This window comes from Hoeflea sp. TYP-13 (genome assembly GCF_040932035.1).
GTDB lineage: Bacteria > Pseudomonadota > Alphaproteobacteria > Rhizobiales > Rhizobiaceae > Hoeflea_A.
The window spans coordinates 373,894-388,698 of record NZ_JBFRBB010000004.1; the positions used below are offsets into that span (position 1 = coordinate 373,894).

Below are 14,805 nucleotides of genomic sequence, written 5' to 3' on the forward strand. Positions count from 1 at the left end.
TCACCATCACTGTACCGGACCCTCCAGTTTCATGGTGATTTTCGATTTGTCCGCCAGCTCCTGCTTGAGGCCGGAACTGACGGCCTGCCACTCGGCTCCAAGGATGCCCACCTGGATGACGTCGCGATATTCGCCGTCGCCAAACCAGCCCTGGCGCACGCGGCCCTCCTCACGAAACCCGACCTTTTTGGTCACGCTGGCCGATGCCCGGTGGCCGTCGCGGTAATAGGTCGTCACACGGTGCAGGCGCAGTTGTCCGAAGGCCATGTCCAAAAGCACGGTTGCAATTGCTGTCGCCAGCCCGCTGGCGCGTGATTCCCGCGCAATGAACATCGGCAGAACCGCATCGCCGTGAATGTAGCTGATGGCCTGCAATCCGCCGAGCCCGGCCGGTTCACCATCGGCATCTTCAGCCATGTACCACAGGGAGCGCGGTGGTTCGGAATGTTCGAGCGCCGATTTCCAGCTCTCCTCAACCGCTTCTTTGCCGATGGGTACGGGCAGGTTCCGGTCAAACAGCGCAATGTCCTCAAAATTGGAGAACCAGCGGGTCATGGTCGCAATATCGTCGAATCCCATGGGTCTCATGGTGTAGGTGGAATTTGAATATCCGGATTGTGCGCTTTTACTGTCCATCACTCATTCCAGTAACACTATTCGCCGCAAAACATATCATGTAAGTAGCTGGTGTGTAATAGTTCTAAACGCTGCAGGAAGCGGTATAAAATACAGAACAACTACAAATATGAAAAGATGTATTGCGACCGGACTGCAACCGGCTTTGCTTTTGTTCATCGGCATAATTTTGAAATTTGGCTATTTGAGCCGGCAATGAGGCCTTGAAATCAGGCTGTGCAGTTCATTTTTCTATTGGGGATGGCAATCACGATCTCGGCTTGAGGGCAAAGCACCATGGTTGATACGCGCATTGACGACCTGAAGGATCCGGCAGATCTTTCATTCGAAGCCGAGGAACTGGCCGCGCAACGAACGGCGCTGCGAGGGCGCATAGTGTCGCTTGCGTTCATCGCCCTTTTGATTTCAGTTTTGACACCGTGGCCCGGACCGCTTTTCTATTATCCGCTCCTCATGATATTCATATTGTTGGGCTGGGGAGCGTATGTTGTCGAGGCAGCGCCCTGGAAGAGGCGATGGCACCCTTATGCATTTGTGACGGCTGATTTTGCGCTTCTCTCCTTTACGCTTCTTTATCCGAACCCGCTGCTTTCGCTGGACCTGCCTCCGCAGTTCTCACTGCGTTTCGGCACCTTCATCTACTTTTTTGTATTGCTCGCAGGTCTGGCGTACCTCTATCGGCCCGCCCTGGTTTTATGGGGCGGTGTTTCCGCAGCGCTGAGCTGGGCCATTGGTGTGTGGTGGCTTATCACGCGATCCGACGCGGTCCTCGAGCCGCCACGCGGCGACAGCACCGGACCTTATCTCGAGTTGTTGGCAAATCCGGCGTTTATCGATCTCGGAATAAGGCTCCAGGAGATCATGGTGCTTTTGATCACCGCCGGGCTTTTGGCGCTGGCGGTCAGCCGCGCCCGCGCAATCGCGCTTCGCCAGTCAAACCTGGCCAGCGAAAAGACCAATCTGGCGCGCTATTTCCCGCGCAAGACGGTCGAATTGCTGGCGACAAAAACCAATCCGCTTTCGCGGCCGCGTGAACACAAGGCCGCCGTGTTGTTCGCCGATCTCGTCTCCTTCACCACCTGGGCGGAGAACCGTCCGCCACAGGAAACGATCGATGTATTGCGACAGGTTCACAGCTTGCTTGCTGAAACAATATTTCGGCACGAAGGAACGCTGGACAAGTTCATTGGAGACGGTCTCATGGCGACCTTTGGAACTCCGGAGCCAACTGAAAGAGACGCAATCAATGCGCTCACGGCGGCTGTAGAAATGGCGGATGTCTTCAGGGTCTGGAGGCAGTCGCCCGCCGGCGCGTCCGCACAGACGCTGGAACTCGCAATCGGCGTGCACTACGGTCCGATCGTACTGGGTGATATAGGCAGTAACCGGCGCATGGAGTTCGCCGTCCTGGGCGATACCGTGAATGTCGCCAGCAGGCTTGAAAAGGCCAACCGGGAAATCGGCTGCCGCTGCATCATCAGCAGCGATCTGGTTGAGGCAGCCGGGGCCGAAAGCCCCGCGGAGACAGCAGTGGCAATTGCCCGGCTGGAGGCGCACGGGCCGTTGTCGCTGCGTGGCCGCAGTGCTGCGACGGATATTCTGACGCTGCCGTGATAACATCGATCGGGATACATGGTTGTCATCCGCCGCCATTGAGGATCACGGTGAAATCAGCCGTGCCGCTGTAGTGCCGGACACCGGTATCGGGCGTAAAGCAGGAAGCAGACCGGTCGCCTTTCAGATTATTTTCCGTGGCCGCCGCCATGACCACCACCGTGGCCGCCGCCATGACCACCACCATGGCCTCCGCCATACCCGCCACCATGACCGCCGCTGAACCCGCCACCATGACCACCGCCGAACCCGCCACTATGGCTTCCGCCGAACCCGCCGCCGTGGCCTTTGCCGCCGGCATTGCTGTTTTCGGAATGGCCGGGACCGCTGGTGGCATTTTTGCCGGCATTACTGAATCTGCTTTTATGTCCGCCTGGTGCTCTGCCGCTCGAGCCCGGAGCCTTATGACCCTTTGTGTGCGTTTTGGCCTTGCGTCCGGGCTTTTGTGGATCGACACTGGCGCGGCGTATGTCAAGCGGGGCGGTGTTGGTCGGGACGTTGAAGCGGCTGCAGCTTCGTGTGCTGACGCGGAACGCGCGGCGTAATCGGCTTTGTCGTTCAACCAGTGGAAAAGAAGACTTGATAAGCGCTCCCTTGGCGGACGCCGAACGTGGTGACCGCAGGCTCCCGTCGGGTGAACTTACCGCTGCACCGCAGCCGCTTTCGACGATCGTGCAAAGGCCGCTGCGCCGGCTGCACAATTCAACGGAGCCACGAAAAACCAGGATTGCGGTTCCAAGGCGTCTGCCGACAGCAACATCGACCTCGGTGCCCCTGATACCCAGGGTCGCGGTTGGCGTGACAATCTTGTACGCCCTTTTCGGCCCGACGCCACTCATAAATCTGAACGCACCGCGGGCCATTTGGATGCTGGCGCCGGCAAGCGTTCTGTCAGGATTGAAGATGAATTTATCGATGACGACGGAAGAGTTGGGGCCGATCACGAACCGTGTATTGTCGCGAAATCGAATTTGCGCGCTTCCGCGACCACCTGTTTTAATGCGGTCGCCGCTATAGATTGGTTTTTCGGGGGCAAGGGTCCGGTTGCCGCCGGGGCCTGTTGCCGAGGTGGCTTGTACCACGGCAACGGTCTTGCCGCTTGGACTGGCCGCAAACGCGCCGGATGAAACGGCAATGCCAATGCACGCCAGGAAATACAAAACGAGGTAGCGCGCGTCACGGGACGCAGTAACGAACTTTAACATCCAGGCACTCCGGTAGCCGCACCTGACGTCACTCGATATAAATTCCTAGCATGAAAGAATAAATTGGTCGAATCAACGTATACGAATAGATAATCTTGATTCAAAAATCATACTTATGAATAAAACAATGGAAATGCGGAATAAAAAAACGACCCGATCTGAAATTCATCTCGGTAAATATTGAATTAAGTTCAATGGGCGGGGCGGTATTTAGGGAGGCGGGATGAATTGAAGGTTTCGGTTCGGTCAGATCACGCAATGTTTACGGCTGATTGACATAATTCGCCTGTCCGGATTTCCGCCGCACCAAGCTGGCGGGCGTCGGGTTAAAACCGCCACACCGTCTGCTCTCCGTCGAAACCTTTCAGTTCGACAGTTCCCGCGGCACTGGAGCGTTCCGGGGCGAGCCGGGCAAGATCCGAGGACAGCACCCGGTCGCAGCCGAGGTCTGTCGCCGCCGACAATAGTCTGGCGGTATAATTGATCGGCGGTCCGATAGCGGTGAAATCGAGGCGGTCCGCTCCGCCAATATTGCCATAGTGGAATGTCCCGCAGTGCAGCGCGGCACGAAACGCGACCTTGCTGCCCTTCTCATCGTCCGCCAGTGCCTTGCCGCCCTCGATGACAGCGTCCATTGCGGCATGTGTCATTGCCGCAATACCTTCCTCGTCCTTGTAGGGGAAGATGGCGAAAAACCCGTCGCCCATATATTTGAGCACTTCGCCACCGCGTTCCGTGACGGGCGGAACCAGGTGGTCGAACGTGTCGTTGAGCAGACCGACGAGCTCCGTGCCCTGTATTTCGTTTGAAAGCTGGGTGAAATTCTTCAGATCGACAAACAGGATGACAGCGGTGATTTCCTCGCCGTCGCCGCGGTGCACCTTTCCTTCCAGAATTTGGTGTCCGCTGTTGCGGCCGACATAGGTGGAAAGCAATATGGCGGCGTTCAAACGCAGCATATAGGTTTCCGTCAACCGCGCGAGCGGCCGGTTAACCTGGCCAAGCACCTCCATGTCCCTGTCGCTGAAGCCGCCCTGCTGGGCTGAGGACCAGGTACATGCATGGGTTTCGCCGGTGGTGAAGATCAACGGCTGTGCGACATAATCGGTAAAGCCCTGTTCACGCAGTTCTCCGACAATGATGTAGTCGTCGGGGCAGTCGGTCCTTTCGAGGTGCCTGCGGATTGTCACCTGTTCTTCGACGACGCGCGGCAACGGATTGGAGGTGTAAACCTCCTGAGAAAACGTGCCCATTTGCGCATGCGCGACATCGACGCCTTCCCCCTTTATCCAGCGGAACCGGCTGCCCAGGAGATTGGGGTGCAGCGTGTAGATGAACAGCATGAAACGGTCGATGCGCACACCGAGACCGACGAGCCCCTCGCAGATACCGGTTATGATTTCCCTGGCATCGGCGCTCGGCCGGGCGCCGTCGATCATCCAGTCCGTCAATTCCGAAACGGTTGAAAATAGCGGTTTTTGATCTGGCTCTTTTGCCTTGGCGGTTTTGGTCATTGTCCCCTCGGCTTACGCGCTTAGCGCCTGTTCGAGCGGTCAATATACGGCGAGGGTCGCTCGCGGGGCCAGTCAAAATTGCGTGCTCTGCGGCGGGCTTCTTCGACAGGCGCTGTCAGCTGTGCGCGAAAATATCCGTGTCATCCCAGCCGATCAGGTCGAGCTTTGATCGTGTCGGCAGGAATTTGAAGCAGGCGTCTGCGTGTTTTGCCCTTCCGTCGCGGTCGAGGCGCTCCTGCAGCCTGTCGCGCAGTGCGTGCAGGTAAAGGACATCCGATGCTGCATATTCAAGTTGCGCGTCGCTCAGCTGATCCGCCGCCCAGTCAGATGACTGCTGCTGCTTGGAAATATCGATATCGAGGAATTCGCGCAGATTATCTTTCAGCCCGTGCCGGTCCGTATAGGTCCGCGTCAGACGTGAAGCAACCTTGGTGCAAAATACCGGCTCGCAGGTAATACCGAATGTATGGAAGAGGACGGCAATGTCGAAGCGGCCGAAATGGAAAATCTTGGTCTTCTTGCGGTCCCGCAACAGGGCGGTGAGGTTCGGCGCTTTTTTCTGGCCCTTGGCAATCTGAATGATATCGGCGCTGCCGTCGCCCGGCGAAAGCTGCACAACGCACAGACGATCGCGGTGCGGCTTCAGGCCGAGCGTTTCGGTATCAATGGCAATATCACCGCTGTAACGGGCCGCGTCGTTCTCGCTGATATCGCCCTTGTGAAACCGGATTGTCATGGCTCGCACCTGTTGCTTTTCTCGTGAATCCGCAAAGCGCCCGGAATCGGGCGCGCAATGGACATATCGCCTAACGGGCCTTCCGTCCAGCCGGTTCCCGCACGACCGGAATTCGCCCTGACGGCCGACGTTCCTTTTTTGTTCTTGTTGATTGAGCGCCAATGGTGTATTCATTGGGGTAGAACGATCATAGGCTGCAACCAACCGCGGGTGGATTGTGTAGATGGTATCGCGTGTCAGCACGGTTTCATTTCAGGGCATCAGCGCAGTGCCGGTCGATGTCCAGGTCATGATAGCGCCGGGCAAGGTCGGCATGAACATCGTCGGCCTGCCTGACAAGGCGGTTGCCGAAAGCCGTGAGCGCGTTCAGGCGGCCCTTCACGCCTCGGGTCTTTCATTGCCGGCAAAGAAGGTCACCGTCAATCTTGCCCCCGCCGACCTGCCAAAGGAAGGCAGCCATTTCGATTTGCCGATCGCGCTTGGCCTGATGGCGGCGCTTGGCGCAATTCCTGCAGACGCGCTGTCCGGCTATGTTGTTCTCGGTGAATTGTCGCTGGACGGCACGATCACGCCGGTTGCCGGTGCGCTGCCGGCTGCAATTGGCGCCAACAGCCGGGAAAAGGGATTGATATGCCCCGCCGCCTGCGGCCCGGAGGCGGCCTGGGCGAGCGCTGATCTGGATATTCTGGCCCCGCGCAGCCTCATTGCCATGGCCAATCATTTCAAGGGAACGCAGGTTCTGTCGCGGCCCGAACCGGCGATGCGAAACGCCACCGGCAATCTGCCTGACCTTGCCGACATCAAGGGTCAGGAGACGGCCAAACGGGCGCTGGAGGTCGCAGCCGCCGGCGCCCACAATATGCTCATGTCCGGCCCTCCCGGCTCTGGCAAGTCGATGCTGGCGGCACGGCTTCCGTCCATATTGCCGCCGCTGTCGCCGGCCGAGCTTCTTGAAGTGTCGATGATCCACTCCATTGCGGGACTCTTGACGGGTGGCGAGCTGTCTGACCGGCGCCCCTATCGGGCACCCCATCACTCCGCCTCGATGGCCGCGATGGTGGGTGGAGGATTTCGTGCAAAACCCGGTGAAGTGTCGCTCGCCCACAATGGCGTGCTGTTTCTCGACGAATTTCCGGAATTTACGCCGCAGGTGCTTGATTCCCTGCGCCAGCCGCTCGAAAGCGGCGAGTGCATCATTGCCCGCGCCAACCATCATGTCAGCTATCCGGCGCGCATACAGTTGATTGCCGCGATGAATCCGTGCCGCTGCGGCATGGCCGGTGAGCCCGGACATGTCTGCGCGCGCGGACAGCGCTGCCAGGCGGATTATCAGGCGCGCATCTCGGGCCCGCTGCTCGACCGCATCGATTTGAGGATTTCGGTGCCCGCAGTCACAGCGGTGGATCTCATCAAGCCCGGCAACAGCGAGAGCAGCGCCGATGTCGCGCAAAGGGTTGCCATGGCGCGCGAGCGCCAGAAGGAGCGGTTTAGGGAACTCGGCCAGCCGGGGATCACGTCCAATGCGCTGTGTCCGACATCGCTGATCGAGGAGATTGCCGCACCCGACACGCCGGGAACGGAACTGCTGCAGAATGCTGCCGAACAGATGAAATTTTCTGCACGCGCCTATCATCGGGTACTGAAGGTTGCCCGCACGCTTGCCGACCTTGAGGGCGCTTCGAATGTCGGCCGAATGCACATTGCCGAGGCGATTTCCTACCGGCTCGCCGCCGATGGTCTCGCCGCTGCTGCATAAGAGGGGTTGGAAATATGGCCAAAGGGCCTTTAACCAACTGTATTTCAATGATAAAAATGTCCGGACATTTTTTTGAGATGACCGGACACGATTTTACCTGCGTCAGCGCGCGGAATATGTTGAGATTGTCATCAAAAGGTACGAACCTGTCTTTGGCGCACGGCGGAACCCTTGTGAATGGTGTGTGAGGATGAGCAAGAAAACCGAAACGATCGAACTTCGTATTTCGCCTGAGTTCAAGGAGCGAGTAGCCGAGTTGAGCGGGCAACGCGGTCAATCGACAAGCAGGCTCATTCGTCAGCTTCTGCAAAGGGAAATCTCCGCCTCAGCCGACAAAGAAAAAAATGCAGGACTGTCATTCACATCGCGTCGCGCAACCACATTGGCCATGTCGGGCATCGCCATTGTTGCATTGGCCGTTGCCTGGAACTTTACGACGCCAGGCGACGTATCGGCGCGGCCGGATGTCCGTGTAACTTTCGCGGAAATGGATCTGGACGGCGACGGGATCATCACCAGGAATGAGCACGAGGCCTATCTGCAGGGTGCAGAAGTAGTTGATGACAAGGAGTTTGCCGATTTCAAAATGCCCGCAGCCTGTGAAGCCGAATTGTCGGAGGCTCTCCAGGATCCGTTGCAGGATTTTTCAGCCTTCGATGTGAACCGGGATGGCGGGCTCGATTACACGGAACTGCTGGATGCGTTCATCAAGATACATACCAAGGAGTTCGAGGTTCTCGACACAAACAAGAACGGTTTCCTTGACCGCAATGAACTCAAGGCTGTTGTGGCGGAGGAAGTCTTCGAAGTCAGCGAGGCGTGTGACAAGGCCCTGCAGGCGGAACTTGGAAATGATGATCTTCAGGACAATGCCAACCCCGATCTGGAAAGCGACGTGAGAATGGTCTTTGCCGTTCTCGACGAGAACCGCGACCGGAAAATCACCCTGGTAGAGTATCTGAACAACCAGCCGGCACTCGGACTGTGGGCCGAATGAAGCTCTGATTCGGCGCCCTGCCTGTAACAAGGCGCCGATCAAATTTCGGAATGATTGAAAACAGAAGTTGCGATGCGTGCTTGCGCGATCGCGCCGGGTGGGCTTTTGCGCCCGCACTTGGGCAATTCTGCCGGATCACCACCCCGTTGGGATCATTTACCCCTGGCGGTCCGGCAGTGCTGGAGGCGTCTGCCACGCCTCCAGCCACCGATCGATGATCTCCACTGGCGTGTGATTTCATCTGGTCAGACCCGTCGGCTAATGGCCGGGGGCGCTCGGGTCTGGCAATCTGGAGGCGGCAATGCCGCCTCCAGTTCCTTTTTTACTCAGCGGTTGTTTGCCTGGGAACGCACACGGGTAAGCCCCAGCTGCGTAATGCGATAAGGGCCGCCGCCTTTCGACGCGATGTAGCGCCTTCGTTTCAGCTTTTTGAAGAGTGCCGGCGTACAGCCCCTCCAGTACCAGCCATCGCGCGTGACGCAGGAGTTGTCGATAATGCGGCCGCGCTCGTCTTTCTCGACGAGGATATGACCGCCTTGAGCAAGCAGGTGCAGCACCCGTTGCTCATGCCTGGATATGTCCATTGATTAGTCCGAAGTTTTGCTGCGCATAACACAAAGCATGCCGCGGCGCTCTTGCCTGCGGCAGCATTATGATTATCGCCCGGTCTTCCTTGACCGGGCTTTACCGGGACTCTTTTCGTCCGCGCATCAAAACTCCATTTATTGACGCTGCTTAGATAAAATCAATGGAAGGGGATTGCAAGACCACCGGCGTCAACAACGCCGGCAGCCGATCTTTAAATACATAGCCGGCATTGTTGTTATTGGCCAACACCTTCGAACAGCGCCGTCGAAAGGTAACGTTCGGCAAAGGACGGGATGATGACCACAATCGTCTTGCCCTCGCTCTCGGGCCGCTGGCCGACCTTGATCGCGGCGCTGAGCGCCGCGCCAGACGAAATACCGACGGGAACGCCTTCAAGACGTGCAACCAGGCGGGCAAGCTCAAATGCCTCATCATTGGTGGCCGTTATCACCTCGTCATAGATATCCGTGTCGAGAATGGCCGGGGCAAATCCGGCGCCGATGCCCTGGATCTTGTGCGGCCCGGGTTCGCCACCGGAAAGAATCGGAGAATCTTCCGGCTCGACCGCAATGATTTTCATGTCCGGTTTGCGTGATTTGAGCACCTGGCCCGCGCCGGTGATGGTGCCACCCGTGCCGATACCGGAAACCAGAATATCGATGCCGCCATCGGTGTCGTTCCAGATCTCCTCGGCGGTCGTCTCGCGGTGTATCTGCGGATTGGCAGGGTTCTCGAACTGCTGCGGGATCACCGCATCCGGAATTTCAGCGGCCAGCTCCTCGGCCCTTGCAATGGCGCCTTTCATGCCCTTGGGCCCCTCGGTGAGCACCAGTTCAGCGCCGAACAGGGCCAGCATGTTGCGCCGCTCGACCGACATCGTCTCCGGCATTGTCAGGATAAGGCGGTATCCCTTTGCCGCCGCGGCAAAGGCAAGCGCTATCCCTGTGTTGCCCGATGTCGGCTCGATCAGAACGGATTTGCCGGGTATAATGGTGCCGGCCTTTTCCATTGCCTCGATCATGGAAACGCCAATCCGGTCCTTGACGCTGGCGATCGGATTGAAGAATTCCAGCTTGGCCAGCAGGTTTGCCTTGACGCCTTTTTCAGCGGCGAGCTTGTCCAGCCGCACGATTGGCGTATCGCCAATGGTCTGCGTTATGGAATCATATATGCGCCCGCGTCCCGGCTTTCTTTCTGATAGAGACATGAAGATACTCCTTGGTAGCAAGACCCTGTAGCCACAACGGTTCCGTGGCTCCTCGAATGATCAGCCGGGCCGGTGGCGGCCCGCGTTGTGCCAAAGGTAGGGGCGATGCCGCCACAATACCAGTGGCTCTGCCACAAATTATCGTCAAATGTTAGAAAACGATTTCCGAAGTTGAAGGAAAATGGATAAAAAGTCTAAACACAAGCCATGTGGATAGGTTCTGTGGAAATTTTTTGCGGCCTCAATGCCCCGTCGAGCCGAACCCGCCGCTGCCGCGCGCGGTTTCCTGCGCCAAGGTCCGTTCCTCCACTTTCGCCTGAACCACCGGGGCGATGATCATCTGGGCGATGCGCATGCCGCGCTCGACCGTAAAGCTCTCCGCACCGTGATTGATCAGCAATACCTGCACCTCGCCGCGATAGTCGCTGTCGATCGTTCCCGGCGTATTAAGGCAGGTGATGCCGTTTTTGAAGGCAAGGCCGGAGCGCGGCCGGATCTGCGCCTCGAACCCGTGCGGGATTTCAAAAATGAAGCCCGTCGGCACCAGCGTCCTTTCGCCAGGTGCAAGTACCACCGGTATACGCTCGTCATTCGCGGCGCGAAGGTCCATGCCGGCGGCGCCTTCGGTCTCGTAGGCGGGCAGGGCAAGGCCGTCGCCGTGCGGCAGGCGCACCAGCCCGACGACGGGCGCCGCATCGGTGTGTTTCATGCTCGAATTGTATTCTTTGCTGTCAGTCATGCCGCACTCTTGCCGCCTCGATTTCGTTCGTCAATTGCAACGGCGCGCAACAGGCGTTAGAAGGGCCGCAATTCAACAGGATTTTCTCTGCATGACAGACCATCTTGCCAAGGCCGTTGCACGCCGGCGCACGTTTGCCATCATTTCCCACCCGGATGCGGGTAAGACCACGCTCACCGAAAAGCTGCTGCTGTTCGGCGGCGCCATCCAGCTTGCCGGAGAGGTCAAGGCGAAGAAGGACCGCATGCATTCGCGTTCCGACTGGATGAAGATCGAGCGCGACCGCGGTATTTCCGTCGTCACCTCCGTCATGACCTTCGAATATGGCGACCATGTCTTTAACCTGCTCGACACGCCCGGCCATGAGGATTTTGCCGACGACACCTACCGCACGCTGACGGCCGTCGATGCGGCGATCATGGTGATCGACGCGGCCAAGGGCATCGAGCCGCGCACACTGAAGCTGTTCGAGGTCTGCCGCCTGCGTGATATTCCCATCATCACCTTCGTCAACAAGATGGACCGCGAGAGCCGTGACCCGTTTGAAATCCTCGACGAGATCGAGGACAAGCTGGCGCTGGACACCGCGCCAATGACCTGGCCGATCGGCCGCGGCCGCACTTTCACCGGCACCTATCATCTTGCCGACAATGCCGTGCGTCAAATGGACAGTGAAGAAACGCCGACGCCGGTCAACGGCCCGGAAGCCGACAGTGCCGCCGGGCTCTTGCCGGAAAACGAGCGCGACACATTCATCGAAGAAACGTCTCTGGCGATCGAAGCCTGCCGGCCATTCGACCTGGAGGCCTTCCGCGAGGGTCACCTGACGCCGGTCTATTTCGGTTCGGCGCTTCGCAACTATGGCGTACGCGACCTGATCAACGCACTTGGAAAATATGCGCCGCAGCCGCGTGCCCAGAAGGCCGATACGCGGCTCGTCAGTGCGACGGATGCCAAGATGACGGCCTTCGTCTTCAAGATCCAGGCCAACATGGACCCCAATCACCGGGACCGCATAGCCTTTGTGCGTGTGTGTTCCGGCCGCCTGCAGCGCGGCATGAAGGCGCGGCTGTCGCGCACCGGCAAGACACTTGGCCTGTCGGCGCCGCAATTCTTTTTTGCCCATCAGCGCCAGCTCGCCGACGATGCCTATGCCGGCGACGTGGTCGGTATTCCCAACCACGGGACGCTGCGCATCGGCGACACGCTGACGGAAGGCGAGGACATCGTCTTCCAGGGCGTTCCGAACTTCGCGCCTGAAATCCTGCGCCGCGTCCGGCTTGAAGACGCCATGAAAGCCAAGAAGCTGAAAGAAGCGCTGCAGCAGATGGCCGAAGAAGGCGTCGTGCAGCTGTTTTCCCCTGAAGACGGCTCTCCCGCCATCGTCGGTGTCATCGGCGCCCTGCAGCTCGATGTATTGAAGGAGCGGTTGAAGGCCGAATACGGGCTGCCGGTGAGCTTCGAGACGGCGCGCTTCAACATATGCCGCTGGATTTCAGCCAACAGCGACGCCGATGTTGATAAATTCATCAACGCCAAGCGGGGCGACATTGCTCGCGATCTCGACGGCGACGCTGTCTTCATGGCCTCGGACGGATTTTCGCTTAATTATGAATCCGAGCGCTGGCCGGCGATCCGCTTTGCGCACGTCAAGGAGTATCACGCCCAGAAGGCGGCATAATACGCGTTCGATTTTTCTTCAAAACCGGTTTCCACATGGCTGGTCCCGCGATAGCTTGCCCGGCAACCGGGAGGAAGAATCATGACAGTGCAGCAGTTTCAGGTCCGCAAGGACGATCTCTCCTCGCACAGGCTTGTCCGCCAGGAGGTGCCGGAGCTTGAAGACGGCGAGGTGTTGGTCAAGGTCGACCGCTTCGGGCTGACCGCCAACAACATCACCTATGGCGTCGTCGGTGAGCGGATCGGCTACTGGAACTTCTTTCCGCCGGCGGACAACGACGACGGCGGCTGGGGCATCATTCCCGTCTGGGGCTTTGCCGATGTGGTTGCCTCGCAGGCACCGGATGTGCCGGTCGGTGAACGGCTCTACGGCTATTTCCCGATGGCGACGCATCTTGTCATGCGGCCTGACAGGGTGAGCGAAACGCGCCTGTCCGACGCCGCAGCTCACCGTGCCGCCCTGCCGCCGGTTTACAATTCCTACATGCGCCTTGCCGGCCAACCCGGCTACGAGCGCGCCTTCGACAATGCCCGCATGGTTTTGCACCCGCTCTACGCCACCTCGTTCTGCCTGCAGGATTTCTTTTCCGACAATGGCTGGTTCGGCGCCGAACAGGTGATCGTCATCAGTGCATCGAGCAAGACGGCCATCGGCCTTGCCTATGCGCTCGCCGACAATGCCAATGCGCCGAAAAGCATCGGCATGACCTCGAACCGGAACCTGGAGCTGGTCAAATCCCTCGACCTCTATGATGACGTCCTGACCTATGACGCGATCGCATCGGTCGATGCGGGCAGGCCGACTGCGATCATAGACATGTCGGGCTCGGGCACGGTACTTTCCGATCTTCATTCCCATCTCGGCGACAATATGCGCTACTGCTCCAATGTCGGCGTTACCCACTGGTCGGAAAACCAGATGGGTCCGGGCTTTATTCGCGAGCGTAGCGCCATGTTCTTTGCGCCCGGTCACATCCAGAAGCGCGCCGGCGAGTGGGGCAAGGGCGAATTTGAAAAACGCGCCTTTGCCTTCTGGCGCTCCGTCGCCGAAAAGAGCGGATCGTGGCTGACCTATGAGACGACAGCCGGCCTGCAGGATGTGGAGAGCGTCTTCGACGATTTGCGCGATGGCAAAATCTCGCCCCACACCGGCCTTGTGATCGATCTCAGCTCTTGATGAATGTGCCGGACTGCAATTCGCGGATCGCCTGAACCAGTTCTTCGCGCGTATTCATGACAATCGGCCCGTGCCAGGCGACCGGCTCCTGGATCGGCTTGCCGCAAACGAGCAGGAAACGGACACCTTCATCGCCCGCCTGAACGGTGATTTCGTCGCCCGTATCGAAGACCACCAATGTGCGGTCACCCGATTGATCGCGCAACAGAAGCTCTTCGCCGCCGATTTCCTTTTCGGTCAGCACGCCGAAAGGCTTTGACGCACCGGAAAAGCTGCCTGACCCCGCAAAAATATAGGCAAAGGCCGACCTGTAGGTGTCGACCGGCAATGTCTTCCGTTTGCCCGGGGGCACGGAAATGTCGAGATAGAGCGGATCGGCCGACACGCCGTCCACCGGTCCTGATTTGCCCCAGAAATCGCCACACACCACGCGCACGACCGTTCCGTCGTCGTCGATAACCTCGGGTATGTCGGCTGCCTTGATGTCCTGATAGCGCGGATCGGTCATCTTCAGAGAAGAAGGCAGGTTCGCCCAGAGCTGAAAACCGTGCATTCGGCCATGCGCATCGCCCTGCGGCATTTCCTGATGCATGATGCCGCTGCCGGCCGTCATCCATTGCACGTCGCCGGCGCCCAGCGTGCCCTGGTTGCCAAGACTGTCGCCATGATCGACCGTTCCGGCAAGCACATAGGTGATCGTCTCGATACCGCGGTGCGGATGCCAGGGAAATCCGGCAAGATAGTCTTCCGGCCTTTCATTGCGGAAATCGTCGAACAGCAAAAACGGATCGGCCAGCGTCGGGTCGGTAAAGCCGAATGCGCGGTGCAGCTTGACGCCGGCCCCTTCCATTGTCGGGACTGCGGATGAAATCTGTTTGACCGGTCGAATGGACATGGGCCTGTCTCCTTGGTTGACCCAGAATATAGCGAGCCCGGCCGGTGAATTAAGAAGAGCT

At 58.7% G+C, this 14,805-nt stretch carries 13 protein-coding genes and 1 pseudogene; 5 read left to right on the top strand and 9 right to left on the bottom strand.

Going from position 1 to position 14,805, the window contains the following annotated elements; translation table 11 throughout:
- Positions 1–6 precede the first annotated feature (6 nt).
- The gene (locus tag ABVT35_RS22035) at positions 7–636 is read right to left on the bottom strand and encodes a GNAT family N-acetyltransferase (RefSeq protein WP_368469378.1); all 630 of its coding nucleotides are present in this window, start codon (positions 634–636) and stop codon (positions 7–9) included.
- Positions 637–912: 276 nt separating this feature from the next.
- On the opposite strand from ABVT35_RS22035, the gene ABVT35_RS22040 reads away from it, so the two are divergent.
- Positions 913–2,250 carry an adenylate/guanylate cyclase domain-containing protein gene (locus ABVT35_RS22040; RefSeq protein WP_368469379.1) on the top strand — a complete coding sequence of 446 codons (1,338 nt, stop codon included), beginning with the start codon at positions 913–915 and terminating at the stop codon, positions 2,248–2,250.
- 25 nt (positions 2,251–2,275) lie between these two features.
- Here ABVT35_RS22040 and ABVT35_RS22045 read toward each other — a convergent pair whose 3' ends face one another.
- The 4 genes and pseudogenes from ABVT35_RS22045 to ABVT35_RS22060 all read right to left on the bottom strand — a co-directional run bounded on the left by ABVT35_RS22045 (position 2,276) and on the right by ABVT35_RS22060 (position 5,705).
- Complete coding sequence (locus ABVT35_RS22045; RefSeq protein WP_368469719.1) at positions 2,276–2,587, bottom strand: hypothetical protein; 312 nt, start codon at positions 2,585–2,587, stop codon at positions 2,276–2,278.
- A gap of 376 nt (positions 2,588–2,963) precedes the next feature.
- A pseudogene (locus tag ABVT35_RS22050) lies at positions 2,964–3,455 on the bottom strand (FecR domain-containing protein); the annotation flags it as partial.
- 326 nt (positions 3,456–3,781) lie between these two features.
- Positions 3,782–4,969 carry an adenylate/guanylate cyclase domain-containing protein gene (locus tag ABVT35_RS22055; RefSeq protein WP_368469381.1) on the bottom strand — a complete coding sequence of 396 codons (1,188 nt, stop codon included), beginning with the start codon at positions 4,967–4,969 and terminating at the stop codon, positions 3,782–3,784.
- Between the two features lie 115 nt (positions 4,970–5,084).
- Positions 5,085–5,705, bottom strand: coding sequence for a ribonuclease D (locus ABVT35_RS22060; protein WP_368469382.1), 621 nt, complete (start codon positions 5,703–5,705; stop codon positions 5,085–5,087).
- A 223-nt stretch (positions 5,706–5,928) separates the two neighbouring features.
- Between ABVT35_RS22060 and ABVT35_RS22065 the strand changes: the two genes are divergently transcribed.
- Together ABVT35_RS22065 and ABVT35_RS22070 are read left to right on the top strand one after the other, a co-directional pair.
- Positions 5,929–7,461: a YifB family Mg chelatase-like AAA ATPase gene (locus ABVT35_RS22065; RefSeq protein WP_368469384.1), complete on the top strand. Its 1,533-nt coding sequence runs from the start codon at positions 5,929–5,931 to the stop codon at positions 7,459–7,461.
- Positions 7,462–7,651: 190 nt separating this feature from the next.
- Positions 7,652–8,458 carry a hypothetical protein gene (locus ABVT35_RS22070; RefSeq protein WP_368469385.1) on the top strand — a complete coding sequence of 269 codons (807 nt, stop codon included), beginning with the start codon at positions 7,652–7,654 and terminating at the stop codon, positions 8,456–8,458.
- 326 nt (positions 8,459–8,784) lie between these two features.
- On the opposite strand, the gene ABVT35_RS22075 is transcribed toward ABVT35_RS22070, so the two are convergent.
- From ABVT35_RS22075 to dut, 3 genes are all read right to left on the bottom strand, one after another.
- Complete coding sequence (locus tag ABVT35_RS22075; RefSeq protein ID WP_368469387.1) at positions 8,785–9,042, bottom strand: YjhX family toxin; 258 nt, start codon at positions 9,040–9,042, stop codon at positions 8,785–8,787.
- A gap of 239 nt (positions 9,043–9,281) precedes the next feature.
- On the bottom strand, positions 9,282–10,253 hold the full coding sequence (gene cysK, locus ABVT35_RS22080) for a cysteine synthase A (RefSeq protein ID WP_368469388.1): 972 nt from the start codon (positions 10,251–10,253) through the stop codon (positions 9,282–9,284).
- A gap of 241 nt (positions 10,254–10,494) precedes the next feature.
- Complete coding sequence (gene dut, locus ABVT35_RS22085; protein ID WP_368469706.1) at positions 10,495–10,962, bottom strand: dUTP diphosphatase; 468 nt, start codon at positions 10,960–10,962, stop codon at positions 10,495–10,497.
- 121 nt (positions 10,963–11,083) lie between these two features.
- Between dut and ABVT35_RS22090 the strand changes: the two genes are divergently transcribed.
- Together ABVT35_RS22090 and ABVT35_RS22095 are read left to right on the top strand one after the other, a co-directional pair.
- Positions 11,084–12,673, top strand: coding sequence for a peptide chain release factor 3 (locus ABVT35_RS22090; protein ID WP_368469390.1), 1,590 nt, complete (start codon positions 11,084–11,086; stop codon positions 12,671–12,673).
- An 81-nt stretch (positions 12,674–12,754) separates the two neighbouring features.
- Positions 12,755–13,849: a DUF2855 family protein gene (locus ABVT35_RS22095; protein ID WP_368469391.1), complete on the top strand. Its 1,095-nt coding sequence runs from the start codon at positions 12,755–12,757 to the stop codon at positions 13,847–13,849.
- Here ABVT35_RS22095 and ABVT35_RS22100 read toward each other — a convergent pair.
- Positions 13,839–14,744, bottom strand: a complete 906-nt coding sequence (locus ABVT35_RS22100) for a pirin family protein (RefSeq protein ID WP_368469392.1) — start codon at positions 14,742–14,744, stop codon at positions 13,839–13,841. The two genes, ABVT35_RS22095 and ABVT35_RS22100, sit on opposite strands and share 11 nt — an antisense overlap.
- Positions 14,745–14,805 lie beyond the last annotated feature (61 nt).

Coding starts and splice junctions, on each gene's coding strand:
- ABVT35_RS22070 (WP_368469385.1), top strand. CDS start 7,652: ATGAGCAAGAAAACCGAAACGATCGAACTTCGTATTTCGCCTGAGTTC.
- ABVT35_RS22040 (WP_368469379.1), top strand. CDS start 913: ATGGTTGATACGCGCATTGACGACCTGAAGGATCCGGCAGATCTTTCA.
- ABVT35_RS22035 (WP_368469378.1), bottom strand. CDS start 636: ATGGACAGTAAAAGCGCACAATCCGGATATTCAAATTCCACCTACACC.
- cysK (WP_368469388.1), bottom strand. CDS start 10,253: ATGTCTCTATCAGAAAGAAAGCCGGGACGCGGGCGCATATATGATTCC.
- ABVT35_RS22060 (WP_368469382.1), bottom strand. CDS start 5,705: ATGACAATCCGGTTTCACAAGGGCGATATCAGCGAGAACGACGCGGCC.
- ABVT35_RS22100 (WP_368469392.1), bottom strand. CDS start 14,744: ATGTCCATTCGACCGGTCAAACAGATTTCATCCGCAGTCCCGACAATG.
- ABVT35_RS22075 (WP_368469387.1), bottom strand. CDS start 9,042: ATGGACATATCCAGGCATGAGCAACGGGTGCTGCACCTGCTTGCTCAA.
- ABVT35_RS22045 (WP_368469719.1), bottom strand. CDS start 2,587: ATGCCACCAGCGGTCCCGGCCATTCCGAAAACAGCAATGCCGGCGGCA.
- ABVT35_RS22095 (WP_368469391.1), top strand. CDS start 12,755: ATGACAGTGCAGCAGTTTCAGGTCCGCAAGGACGATCTCTCCTCGCAC.
- ABVT35_RS22065 (WP_368469384.1), top strand. CDS start 5,929: ATGGTATCGCGTGTCAGCACGGTTTCATTTCAGGGCATCAGCGCAGTG.
- ABVT35_RS22090 (WP_368469390.1), top strand. CDS start 11,084: ATGACAGACCATCTTGCCAAGGCCGTTGCACGCCGGCGCACGTTTGCC.
- ABVT35_RS22055 (WP_368469381.1), bottom strand. CDS start 4,969: ATGACCAAAACCGCCAAGGCAAAAGAGCCAGATCAAAAACCGCTATTT.
- dut (WP_368469706.1), bottom strand. CDS start 10,962: ATGAAACACACCGATGCGGCGCCCGTCGTCGGGCTGGTGCGCCTGCCG.